Raw genomic sequence first — 12,098 nt, 5'->3', positions numbered from 1 at the left:
GCGTTACCCGATCAATACGTTGAATGCGCCTACCGCAATCGCGTTGGGCGGACCGGCCTCGACGACCTGATCGCCCTGCCGCGCCGCGAAGGCGCCCTCGATCCGAACTGTCGTCGAGCCCACCGCAACGGTGCCGCTCACATGCGGCACGATGCCTGTCGTCAGCGGACAGGTGTGGACGTCGATCCCTGCCCGCCAGGCGGGCATTCCTCCTATCCTGACCGTCGTCGCACCCGGTCCGGGGCCCAGGGGCGTGCCATGGCTCGTCAGATCGTTCACACGCGCAGCGGGCTGTCCCATCAGTTGATCTCCACCATCGTCCCTTGGATCTTGCAGGTGGTCCCGGCCTTGATCTCGAGCTGGCTGGTGGCCTGCAGCACGACGTTCGTCCCCTTCAGCGTCAGCTTTTGGGTCGCCTCGACCGTGACGTTCCCGTCCTTGATCTCGACCTTGTTGCCTTGCCGGTCTTCCAGGACCGCCTGCCCCTCGGCCAAGTAGACCCGGCTGCCGTCTTCCATCGTCAGCTCGATCTCGTTGGCGGTGCCGTCGTCGAAGCGCAGCTCGTGGTTCGAGCGACTGCGTATCAGTCGCCGGTCGTTGTTGCCGTCGGAGTTTGTCTCGGGTGGGGGCCGCCGGCTGTTCCAGACGGAACCCAACACGACGGGGTGGGAGGCGTCCTCGCCGATGAAGCCGACCAGGACCTCGTCGTCGATCTCGGGTAGAAACCAGGCGCCGATCTCCGGGCCTGCCATCGGCGTTGCGATGCGGGCCCAGAAGCTCGCCTGATCGTTCGAATGCAGCTCAAGCTTCACGCGAACCCGGCCCAGGCCGTCCGGGTCCTGGTTGTCCGTGACCCGGCCGAAGGCCAGCCCACGTGGGAACCCGTCCGCCGCCCGCTCCGCCTCGCCGGTGCCCGCCATCATGCGCGCCATGTTGCTCATAGAGATGGCTCCTGGACCGTGAGCGAGGTGGTGAAGCCCCCGCCCGAGATGTCGTGCACGACGCCGCTGACCCAATAGGTCTTGGAGAAGCCCCGTCCGAGCCCCTCGAACGCGATGTTCATGTCTGGTCTCAGCTCCGGCAGCCCGATGCACTCCGCCGTGCCGGTGACGAAGTCCTGGGCGCGCTCCTGGAGGATCGCCAAGGCCCGGGCGTCCGCCTCTGCCTGGGTGTGCACGCCCGCGCGCACCCGCAGGACAGGCTGCGCGGCCAGGGCATTCGCCAGCCGCTCCGGCCCGCTTTCGTCGCCCGATTCGCGCCCGTCCTCCTGACCGCGCTCCGCCCGTCCCACAATCTGCTGACCCGTGGTGGCCGAGGTCCCGACCACCTCCACGGCTGCGATCTGCTTGGCGAGATTCGCCTCCGGCGAGAAGGTCGTGAGTCCGCCGCCCCAGGGCAGGGCGATCTCCGCCGTGCGGTCGCGCTGGCGGGGGCCGAAATAGAGCGTCCGGTCGTCGACGTAGAAGGTCGCCGAGTTGCGCTCGGCCAGCTTCTCCAGAAAGGCTAGGTCCGTTTCCTCATTCTGGTCGATGCGGGGCTTGGTCGGTGTCGTCGCGACGATGTCGGTGTCGAGCCCGTGGTCGGCGGCGATGTCTGCGACCGCGTCGCTGTCCGGTACATCCTCCCAGAACCGCGTCTGCTTGCCGATGGTCAAGGGGTAGAGCCGGTCGTATCCGGCGATCTCCAGCGATGGTGTGCCACCGGCCCCGAAGGTCGTCTTCAGCTCCGTGACTGTTCCGCTGAGTACAGTCTCCAGCCGCGCCGGCTCTCCGTAGCCGAGCTTGATCTCTACCTCCACGCCGAATTGGAAGAGTTCGAGAAGGTCGATCCGCTCCTCACTCTCGCCAGCCACGAACTCCCGGTGTTCCCAGCTGAAGGCGTTGGTCACGGTGATCGAGAACCGCCCCGCGGCCTTTTCTTGCAGGTCCACCTTCACCGAGGCCACGGTCAGGAAAAGATCGCGCACCAGGTCGTCTCCGCCGACGCTGACGACGAAGGCCGGAGCGAAGTAGTCGCCGTGCTTCTGCTCAAGCGTTTCGACGTCCACTCAGGCTCTCCCTGGTTGAGAACTCTTCCAAGGGCGGCACCAGCACCACGTCACCGGGCTTCAAGGTGCGCGGATCCTCCACCCGGTTGTATTTCGCGATCTGGCGCCAGAAGCGGGCCTCGCCGTATTCCTGCGCCGAAAGCTGCCACAGAGTCACGGCGGTCGGCCGGAAACCCTCGACCTTGCCCAGCACCCGCTGCTTGGTCTTGTCCGCGGAGTTGCGGCGCGGGCTCTCGAGCTGCTCGGCGATGGTCCGGTACTGCTTGAAGGTGACAGACAGGTTCGCCCGCACCGGCGTCCCATCGCCCAGAAACATCGTGAAGCGCTGGCTGATCTTCTCGACCACGGCGCGAAAGGCGAAGACCCCCCATTTGAATTCGACGCGCGGCGGCGCGTGCGTATCGGCGTCGATCGTCAGCATGTCGGTGAACTGTCGCGTATCGTCCGAGACGTCCCTTCCGCCTCCATCGGTGTAGGTGTCGAACAGCAGATCCATCGTCAACACCTCGGCCGTGCCGTTGACGAATTGCAGGATCGGGTTCGACAGCCCCGGGACCGGCGTTTCCTGAAAGCTCGCCCCGTACTCGACCGCATACTCAGTCGGGTTGAAATGGACGGTCAGCTCCTGGTTCTTATTCCGGCCTTCGAGAATCTTGACGATCGCCTTGACGAGTGGCGTAGCCATGGATCAGCCCCTCCCCCGGCGTTCCCGCTCAATGCTCAGGCGCTTCTCGAAGCGCTGCCATAGGACAGTGTCGAGCTTCGCGATGTCGATCTGGGGCGATTGGGGCACGGGCACCGGTGTGGCCGTGACAGGGGAATGGGAGGCTGGTGGCGCGACCGCCCCTTCCGCCCGAAACACGCGCTCCGCCGGCACATCTGCGCGACCGGTCAACCTGGGTGCATCCGACCTTTCCGACCGAAGCACGCGGCCGACTCGAGAAACTTCGCGGCCGGGCGGCCTAGGCGTTTCCGACGGCGCTGGAGCGAACTGTCGTGGCGCTGGGACCTCCACGGCGGGAAGCCTTTCGGGATGTGTCACGCGTGGCTGAACCCATGGCTCGGCCGCTAGAGGCGATCGCTTCGGAAACTGCTCCCCCATCTCTTCGCAGAGAACGCGCATACTTCGTTGCGTAACGGTGGTCGTGAGGGCTTGCAGCAATCGCAGCTCCGTGGACCGAAAGGCCGTTTGGGCTCGGTTCGTCGCAAACGTCGGCCAACGCCGAGGGAACTGAGTCTCCTGAATACCGACCGAGGACGATTGGGACAGATGCCTTTCGATCCGGCCCGGAGAGACGTCTCGAAGTTGGCCCCCGGTGAAGAGCGACGAGTCGCTCGGCAGCGGCTTGAGGCGCCAGACTACGTTGCTGCTCAAGATCCGTTCCGCAAACACCGCCGACGCGCGTTCCACGAGCAATTCCCGCGGCGCCAGGCGGGCCCCGCGCATGCGAGCCAGCGCCGGCCGCCATCGGATCTGGAGCACATGCCGCCAGTTATCTCGCGAGGTCTCTCTCTCGAGTTGCCTTAGTCGCTCGACGCCCTGGCTCCAGTCTTGCCAGATCAGGGAGAAGCGAGGCGACAGCGTGAGATTGGTCACCACCAGATGGGTCAACGCCGGCGATGCCGTGGCGTGGGCCAGCGACGACGCCCGCTCGCGGCGAAAGTGCCGTTCCACCCTCGCTCTACGTGCCTCGGCAGATCGTGCCGGACGCCGTTGCCGACGCAAAGGCCAGGCCGAGTCGATCAGCCCAAACCCACGCGCCGCGATAATCGGCGCCCGAGGCAGGATGCGCGCAGTCGCTGTCATTGCCTCGTCAATCCGTGATGGACCAGCTCGAGCGTCTCCACCGCCACCCCGCTGCTGGAGGCATCTAGATCCGTGCCGCTCCACTTGGTCGGGAAGGCGTCCGCGCACACCCAGCGCCACGCCTCCTCGCCCGTCTCGTCGAGCAGTATGATGGAGATCGTGCGCCGCTCGATGTCGCCACGCACCACGTCCTCGTGCCAATCCCAGAACCAGGTGTCCATGAGGCCCCGCTTCAGGACCAGCGTGGCCTGCGTGGTCTTGACCGCGAGTTGGCGATCATGGTCGTTGACGCCGCCTTCGCGGTAGGGCTCGACCTCGGTCGTGCGCTCCAAGCCGCTCACCGACTGCACGCCCCCGCGGTCGAGGCCTAGCGCCTCGATCCGGAAGCGGAAACTGCGATACGGGTCTGACATTGCAGCGCCTCCTAATCAGAGCGTCTCGAGCGTCCGAGCGGCTGGCGTGGCGTCGAGTCGGCGGTTGATGGTGGATATCTCCGAGCACCATCGCCGCCGCTCGGCGTGGTCGAGGCCCAGGAGCTCTGCGCTCGACCAGTGAAAGTGGTACGCGATGAAGGCCATCTCCTCGTAGAGCTCGCCGAGGGGATAGAGCCTCAGGCTTCCCCCACGAGACCAAAGCCCTCCCGCCGCATGGCCGCCGGTGGAGCCTCCAGCGATCCCTCGGCCGTGCCATCGCCGTTGAACTGCTCGTAGAGCGCTTGGAGGTGGTTCAAGTCCGAGGCGAAAAGGCCTTCCACTATCTTCGTGTTGACGTCCGGCACGGACCCCAGCCTGGTGATGACGCGGCTCAGCACGATCACGGCGAGGTAGGCCGGGTTCTGCTTCACTCGCGGGTCCTTAAGCGGCAAAATCTCGTCGGCAGCCGTCGCGAGCCGCATGGTTCCCTCCTTGTGCAGGACCCCGTCGCTGTCCAGGTAGCCTTTCGGCAGCGTGAACTCGATTTCTGTTTGGAACACCATCGCTGCCCGCTCCCCTATTGAATCCGCCGGATGCCTTCATTGCAGAGCTCCAGGGTGTCGATCGCCACCTCGTTGCCCTTACCGTTCAGGTCGCTCGGGTCGTACTTGCAGGGCCAAGCCTTGGTGATCTCGAACGCCGCCTTGTCTTCTCCAGCCTCGTTCTGGATGCGGATCACCACGTTGCGCCGCGCATCTTTCAGCGGGGTCGCGTCATCGACTACCAGTTGATGCCAGTCGGCCAGATCCATGCTGTCGGTGATGCCCCATTTCAGGGTGATGTTGGCGTACTTGTTGAGCCCGTTGAGCTTGCGGACCGTGGTGATCTCGTCGCCCTCGCGATACTCGATCGGCTCGGTGGACGCATCGCCGATGGCCACCTCGGCAAATCCCGCCTGGTCGATGCCGTCGATCTCCAGCCGGTAGCGGAAATTGCGCAGCGGATCCTGTCTCTCTGCCATGTCGAATCTCCTGCTCTCGCATCAGCCCTTGGCTTCGCGGGTTTTCTGGAAGACGCGGAAAATGACGAATTCCGCGGGGCGTACCGGAGCGATCCCGACCTCCACGATCAGGCGGCCGTTGAGGATGTCGTCCTCCGTCATGGTGGCGCGCCCGACCGCGACCGAGAAGGCCTCCTCTTCCTTCGCCCCGAACAGGGCACCTTCGCGCCACTGGGTCCTCAGGAACAGCGTGATGGTCTGCTGGACTCGTGCCCAGAGTCGCTGGTCGTTGGGCTCGAAGACGACCCATTGCGTAGAGTTGTAGATCGACGCCTCGAGGAAGATGAACAGCCGCCGGACCGAAACGTACTTCCACAGTGCGTCACTCGACAGCGTTCGCGCCCCCCACATCCGGATGCCCCGTCCGGGGAAGCGGCGGATGCAGTTGACGCCGCGCGGGTTCAGCACCTCTTGACGCCCGGTGTTGATGTCGTATTCGAGGTCGATCGCCCCGGCGACGGGCACGTTGGCCGGCGCCTTCCACACGCCGCGCGTGTTGTCTGTCAGGGCATAGATGCCGCAGGCCGCGGCACCGGGGGGGACGAGTGTCTTCACCCCGGTGCGGGGATGTGGAACGTAGATCCAAGGGTAGTAGAAGGCCGCGTACTGGGTGTCGCGGAAGTTACGCGGCGAAAGCAACGGATCCGAGGTGGCGTTGAGCCCTCGCGCGGCGTCTAGCACCGCGAACCGGAACCGGTTGCGCTCACAATGGGTCACGATCGCGTTCTGGATGTCCCGCGGCCCGTCGTCGTTGCCGATGCCGGGCGCATGGACGATCGCCACGTCGCGATACTCGTCTAGGTTGAGCGCGGCGAGCCCACGCAAGTCAGTGGGATCGAGGATCGGGTCATCGTTCTCGTCGGTTTCACCTTCGAACTGCGCAACCGTAGGTTCGGCACCATCCGCGCCATCGGCCAAAGACTGATTGATGATCGGCTCGGGCTCGGGCTGCAGGGGGCCTTCTGGCCGCGTCGCATCCGGGTCGACGTCGACAAGCGTGATCAGCGCCGAGGTGGTCTCGGTGATCATTTTCTCCCAATAGGTCGGTTTGTCTTCGTCGAACGAGAGGTCGTCGTAGTCTTCGAGTAGAACCGGACGGGGTAGCCGGTCTTCGTTCGCAAACGGATCGAAAGGACCGCCCGGAACCTCGCGCGCCCAATAGGCCGCCTGCAGCCGAAAACCGATTGGGGCCGGATCGACTCCGCCTTCGGGGATTGCCTCGGTCGTGCTTCTCAGGACGCGTACCCAGATGCGGTTTCCCGCTGCGCCGAGGCCGTTGGCCTCGATGCGAAACCCCTCGGCCTCGAGGAAGGCGGTGGTCGCGCCCGTGCCGACGATACGAGCGATATAGCAGCGCCGCCCACCGTTGTCGAAAAACGACTTGATGCCGAATGGAAGGTACTTATTCGGCGCGAAGACGTCGCCGAATAAGCGCAGGAAGTCACTGTAGCCGGTGACCAGCCGGGGTTTCGTGGGGCCGCGCTCGCATTCGCCGAGGAATGCGGCGGTGCTGGTGGCCACGCCCTCGACGGGCTTTGGGCCACGTTCGATTTCCTCGATGAAGACCCCGGGTGCGAGATATTCAGGCATGTGAATCCTCCCTTATGCCGCGTCAGGGGCGGCCTCACGCTCGGCCAGAGCGCCTTTGGTTGCTTTGATCAGGTTCTTAGACTTGGCGGCAAAATCCGCCTCCGCACTCTTCAGCGCCTGTTGGGCAACACCCAGCGTGGCGTCCGAAGTCGCGGCCGCGGTCCGCGCCGCGCGGAATTCGTTCCAAGCCTCTAGGATTCGATCCTGGAGCGCGTCCGGCGCGATAACCTCTGGCTTGTCCTCGAGCACCTTGTTCAGGAACTCCTGCCCTGGCACTTGGCCATGACCCCCAAGCGCGAGCTTCCAATACGCCTCGCCGCGGTTCGGCCCGTTTCGCAGCTTCTTGATGTCGCTAATCAGGCCCTCGGCTAGCTTTAGCCGCTTGTCGATGCTTGCGCCGGGCTTGCGCCAGGTATCGAGCTCGGCCTTGGCATTCTCCAGCGCCTTGGCCTTTTCTGCTGCGTCATCTCGCGCGGTATCAACGGCCGCCTGGGCATCGTTCCTCGCGGTCTCGGCATCGGTTACAACCTTGATCTGCTCGGTCACGATCCCCCTGATGGCAGCGATCCCATTAGTACCCAGCACCGCGGTTAGCGCATTGATAAGCGCCTGGCTCTCGGCCTTCAGCTGCGCCTCTTTGTCCTGAAGCGTTTCGTGCAATTTCTCGTAGCTCGCGGCTGCGGCTTCAGCCTCGACGATCAGCTTTTCTAGGTCCGCGATGTCTTCTCCTACTTGCGCGGCCTCCGCCCGCGCAGCGGCAGCCGTCGACTGTGAGTCCTTCAGTTCCTGAAGTTGCTCCTGCAGGCTTTTCTCGGTCGAGGACTCGGAAGGCGTAGTCTCCGAGGCTCTGTCCTCAACGATAGGCACTGCGTCGTTGACAACCTCACTCATCGCATCCTCCTGACGTTTCGATTGAATTGATTGAAAGAGGGATGGCTCATGGGATTTCCACCTGCTCGGGCAGCACTCGTGTGCGCATGTCTTCGACGTCGGTGAGCAATATGTCGGGGATCAGAACCCCGCCAGGGTTCCTTGCGTCCACGAACGACAGGGTCACATCCGCCGTGATCGGAACCGGCACCGGGTCGGCGCCCAGAATGGGCGAGGGCGGACGCAGCCGGAGTGCGAAATTGCCGCGTTCGTTGGTCCGCGTTCGAAACGGGTCGGCGATCCCGGCGATGCGCCCCTCGATGACCTGGCCATCTACGGGGTCGCCGTTGCCTTGGCGGACGACCGAGCCGCGCACGATCATCGAGACGCCGTCCTCTATGGTGTCGGGTCGCCGGATCAGACGCAGGATCCGCGTATTCCGGTTCTCTTGTGGCGTCTCGATCTCGATGGGGTTGGGGCTGGGCGCGAAGTACCCAGCTGCCTTGGGGTCAATATGAACCGAGTGCTTGTCATTACTGAACTGCTGTTCCGCGGGGACCCAGCGCTCGACAAACAGGTGCCCGCTCAGTGAGCGCCTCGCGCGCATTCGCTGTCGGGGAATCGTGGCGGTCACGCCCCTGACGATGACTCGTCCGGTGAAGTCGTCGATTGGCGTGATCACCAGATCCAGACGCCACGCCCGCTCCTCGCGCTCCGATCTGGGATCGAAGCCAATGTCGAAGGAATGCGTCATGGGGTCGCTACCTGCAACAGACCGTCGCCGGGATCCCCGAAGACATCCGGTGCATCGGTTGAGGGCCCAGTGTCGAGCCGCCGCTCTTCCACAGGCCTCCCGCGGGCGATCTCGCGTGCGTCGATGAAGATCGGTGAGGCCAGATAGACGATCGAGGGCGTGTACGCCGCGCTGGGAAAGAGTCCCCAGATTCGGCTCAGCTCTTCCATCGAATAGGGCTCCGGCGTCAGGCGCACCTCCTGCCCCGGCAGCAAGGCCCCCCCCAGGGTCGGGTTTGCCTGCAGACCCGCGATGATCTGCCCCAGCCGCAGCAGCTCGCTCGGTTCTGCCGCACCGGCGGGGCGGAACACGCTGATGAGGTAGCGCAGATTGATCGGCAAGGCATCTTGCTGCGGCGGGTCTGCGGGCCCGCCTCCCTCGGGCAGATGGGAGAACCTTTGGGTGTTGCGTAGCTCCCGGTTTGGCTCCAGATGGAAGGGGAACACGGATGCAGCTCGGGCGCCGACTTGCGTCGGGATTGGCGGTCCCAGGAACACGAGATCGTCTGGCTGGCCGGCGCCCCCAAGCGCCGTGTGCAGAAGCTTCTGCAAGGCGAGCGTGGTCATGCTCAGTGCGTTACTGCTCACACCCGAGCCCCTTCCGATCGCCGGGGATCCTGCTTGGCCAACGCCTGCTCCGCGCTGAACATTCCGTTTTTCAGCAGCTCCGCCCGGGTCGCGGCCATTATGTGGCGCATGTGGATCTCGCCGCACCCCTCGGCGGCAGCGCCAAATGCCGCATTCACTGCGATCGATTGAATGGATCCCCCCGACAGCGGCAGGCGGCGGGCCAGGAACGCGGTGTCCACGTCGGCCGCGCAGGCGGCTGCAGCGGGGATCGCGAGACGCCAAATACGCTGGCGGTCGGCCGCATCGGGCATGGGGAAATCGACGACGAAGCGCAGGCGGCGGAGAAATGCTGCGTCGATATTTGCCTTGAAGTTACTGGTCAGGATCACTAGACCCTCATAGGCCTCGATCCGCTGCAACAGGTACGCGACCTCCACATTGGCGTACCGGTCGTGGGCGTCCTTGATCTCGGTGCGCTTGCCGAACAGCGCATCAGCTTCGTCGAACAGCAGCACCGCCGAAGCCGCTTCGGCCGCGGCAAAGCAGCGATCGATGTTCTTTTCCGTTTCCCCGATGTATTTGGAAACACAGCGGGAGATCTCGACCTGCATCAATTCGACGCCCAGGTTGCGCGCGATCACCTGGGCACACATGGTCTTTCCGGTTCCACTCGGCCCACTGAAGAGCGCCCCGACGCCGCGACCGTACGGGAGACGCGAGACGAAATCCCAATCAACCAGCACGCGGCTCGAATGCCATACATGCTCGGGAATGGCGGCGACCTGCCGCTTGACAGGCTCAGGCAGAACGATGTCATCCCACCCGAAGACCGTGGGTGCTCGCCTTGCCATCTCGGGGGCATGGCGGGTCGAAACGTCTCGGGCGGCTTCCAGGAGCAGCGCCTCGTTTGAGGAGTCCGCGTCCATGCGCCGCCAGCCAGCGGCCAAACGCACCACCAGCTCGATATCGCGGATCGGTAGCCGCAAGGCGCCAGCCAGACGCCGAGCGCCTTCCTCCGCCAGCGCCAGCCCCTGCTTCTCCGCCGCTGCCCGCCAGCGTCGCGCCACCAGGTTGGTGTTAGGCTTTTTCACCTGCACCGCCACCATATCGCTCATGATGGCTGGTATGTGGCTTCCCACCAGAATCGCCCCACGCACCAGCGCCGCGATATCCGCGTCCAATACCTCTGCTCGGCGCTCGGGATCGATCCTTTCGAGGTTCTCAATCATTAAGACCGCACCCTCCAACCGGGCCGCCAGAGCCCGATCCGCTACCGCGCTGCGCCAGTCGCCTCCCGCCGTCCATGCGGCACAATCCAGACGCATTGCGCGCATGCCGGAGGCGATCACTGCAGCCGCAACCTCGTCGCTCGCTGCCGAGCCTTCGCCGATTGCCACGACCAAAGGCGGGCTCGGGGCCTCAAGGATCTCCGACACTTGCGCCGCCAGCGAGTCCTCGGCGGGCAGCGCTTCGAGCTGCAGCCGCCAGTTAGGGCCACTGCGTTTGCGCACGCCGATCATCAGCGCCAAAAGCTCGGGCGCCACGCGATAGCCAGGCTGAGGTAGATCCTTTTCCTCGGCTCGAATCATCTGAAGTTGCGCAAAAACCCGTGGTCCACCCATCAGAGCCGCGACATCTGCGCCGACATACGCCGGGCCGATCAGCCGTGCCAGAGTCGTCGCATTGGGCCGAGGCGTTGCATAGTCGTTCTGCAGTATCCCGATGGCTTGCGCATATCGCTGATCCAGGTCCGGCGCCGCGGTCAGACACAGGAGCTTCATCTCGAGCGGATCCAAATCAAAATCACGAGCCAACCGCGTAGGCCATCCGGGAGCCACTGTCAGCGCGTCGAAGCGCGCTACCTCCTCTTCTCGGCTTACGCGGCCGAAGCTGGAAAAGCCGCGCACTAGATGTCCAAGGTCCCCAAGCCAGCCAGCACCAGCTTGGTCGCTGCGGTCCTCCCCCAGCTCATTGAGCGCACAGGCGAAGGCCGCGTCAAGCCACGCAATCACTCGCGATAGACAAGATGTATCCGCGCATCGGAACTCGGGCAGCACAAAAGGCTCGGATGACGGCACATCCGTGTCGTTAGAGATAACCTGCAGAGAGGGGGCCTCCGACACGAACCTGATCGCCGCGCGCAAGCGGTTACGGTCCACCTGTCTCAACGCGACCTGCATATCCCGGCCGTCGGCCGTGATCAAGATCACTGCTGCGGCGCTGGACCGGGGCAGGAATAATCTGTGGTCGGCGCCGTTGCGGACTTGCAGAATGACGATGACTGGTGAACTGCTATCCAATAGCGCGGCTGCCTCACGTTCGTCTTCAACGTGGCTAACTTCGAAGTCCGGCTCTTCACGAGCGAGGCTCGCTAGCCCCTCTCCAAAGAACCGCCGGTCAAACGGCCCGACTATCACTCGTCGCTTTGGCATCAGCTCTCCTCTTGCGTGCTAGCTCAAGGTTAGCCGACTGGCGACGGCGGTTAATGTGCCAACTGATGCGAACTTGGGCTAGGTCCGATGACGTCGAAGGCAGGCCGGTTGCTATACCGAATGGCATAGGCCGATAGGCACTACGCCCCGACAATAGCCCTTTGAATCGGACCTGATTCTGTGAACTGAATGAGCATATGACTCGCGTTGAGGGCACAGACGACTTCCTCAACTTGAACGGCGCGGTTGCGCGACGGGTGGAAACCAGGTGCGAGTTTCCCGTCGGTGTGACACAGCAGCGGCCGCTCGGGGCTGAGGGCATCGACAGCGCCTGAAAGGTGATGTGCCTCTGTCTGCAAGAGACCGCGGTGCTGTCCGGAGTCGATGAGGAGCAGCCTGGGGAGGTTATGCTCAAGTACCGAGAGCGCGCTGCGAGCGCAACCTGGTGCGGGAATTGGCGATAGGCGAATTGGCCCGCCGGGTGTCCCGAAGGCGGGCCGGCACAGAGTCGATTCCT

13 protein-coding genes are annotated in these 12,098 nt (G+C 64.3%); all 13 read right to left on the bottom strand.

The annotated features are described in order from the left end of the window. Positions 1–3: 3 nt before the first annotated feature. The gene (locus tag LJE61_RS14080; protein ID WP_296918724.1) at positions 4–300 is read right to left on the bottom strand and encodes a PAAR domain-containing protein; all 297 of its coding nucleotides are present in this window, start codon (positions 298–300) and stop codon (positions 4–6) included. Beyond that, complete coding sequence (locus LJE61_RS14075) at positions 300–941, bottom strand: phage baseplate assembly protein V (protein ID WP_296918722.1); 642 nt, start codon at positions 939–941, stop codon at positions 300–302. Before LJE61_RS14075 ends, LJE61_RS14080 begins: the two co-directional genes overlap by 1 nt. Then, on the bottom strand, positions 938–2,047 hold the full coding sequence (locus LJE61_RS14070) for a phage late control D family protein (RefSeq protein WP_296918720.1): 1,110 nt from the start codon (positions 2,045–2,047) through the stop codon (positions 938–940). The genes LJE61_RS14075 and LJE61_RS14070 overlap by 4 nt, the downstream gene beginning before the upstream one ends. Continuing rightward, complete coding sequence (locus LJE61_RS14065; protein ID WP_296918718.1) at positions 2,028–2,732, bottom strand: CIS tube protein; 705 nt, start codon at positions 2,730–2,732, stop codon at positions 2,028–2,030. The genes LJE61_RS14070 and LJE61_RS14065 overlap by 20 nt, the downstream gene beginning before the upstream one ends. A gap of 1,118 nt (positions 2,733–3,850) precedes the next feature. Then, entirely contained in the window at positions 3,851–4,267 is a 417-nt protein-coding gene (locus LJE61_RS14060; RefSeq protein ID WP_296918716.1) for a phage tail protein, read from the bottom strand. 15 nt (positions 4,268–4,282) lie between these two features. After that, the gene (locus tag LJE61_RS14055) at positions 4,283–4,468 is read right to left on the bottom strand and encodes a DUF6760 family protein (protein ID WP_367114923.1); all 186 of its coding nucleotides are present in this window, start codon (positions 4,466–4,468) and stop codon (positions 4,283–4,285) included. Then, entirely contained in the window at positions 4,465–4,830 is a 366-nt protein-coding gene (locus tag LJE61_RS14050) for a phage tail assembly protein (RefSeq protein WP_296918714.1), read from the bottom strand. Before LJE61_RS14050 ends, LJE61_RS14055 begins: the two co-directional genes overlap by 4 nt. Positions 4,831–4,844: 14 nt before the next feature. After that, complete coding sequence (locus LJE61_RS14045; protein ID WP_296918713.1) at positions 4,845–5,288, bottom strand: phage tail protein; 444 nt, start codon at positions 5,286–5,288, stop codon at positions 4,845–4,847. Positions 5,289–5,309: 21 nt separating this feature from the next. Then, positions 5,310–6,917 carry a phage tail sheath family protein gene (locus tag LJE61_RS14040; protein WP_296918711.1) on the bottom strand — a complete coding sequence of 536 codons (1,608 nt, stop codon included), beginning with the start codon at positions 6,915–6,917 and terminating at the stop codon, positions 5,310–5,312. A 12-nt stretch (positions 6,918–6,929) separates the two neighbouring features. Then, a complete protein-coding gene (locus LJE61_RS14035) occupies positions 6,930–7,808 on the bottom strand; it encodes a hypothetical protein (RefSeq protein WP_296918709.1) in 879 nt (292 codons plus the stop codon). A 46-nt stretch (positions 7,809–7,854) separates the two neighbouring features. Beyond that, positions 7,855–8,541, bottom strand: coding sequence for a hypothetical protein (locus LJE61_RS14030; protein WP_296918706.1), 687 nt, complete (start codon positions 8,539–8,541; stop codon positions 7,855–7,857). Further along, a complete protein-coding gene (locus LJE61_RS14025; protein WP_296918704.1) occupies positions 8,538–9,167 on the bottom strand; it encodes a Pvc16 family protein in 630 nt (209 codons plus the stop codon). The genes LJE61_RS14030 and LJE61_RS14025 overlap by 4 nt, the downstream gene beginning before the upstream one ends. Beyond that, complete coding sequence (locus LJE61_RS14020) at positions 9,164–11,581, bottom strand: ATP-binding protein (RefSeq protein ID WP_296918702.1); 2,418 nt, start codon at positions 11,579–11,581, stop codon at positions 9,164–9,166. Before LJE61_RS14020 ends, LJE61_RS14025 begins: the two co-directional genes overlap by 4 nt. Positions 11,582–12,098 lie beyond the last annotated feature (517 nt).

This window comes from Thiocapsa sp. (genome assembly GCF_022340925.1).
GTDB lineage: Bacteria > Pseudomonadota > Gammaproteobacteria > Chromatiales > Chromatiaceae > Thiocapsa.
This window is presented reverse-complemented; position numbering and strand designations above follow the sequence as displayed.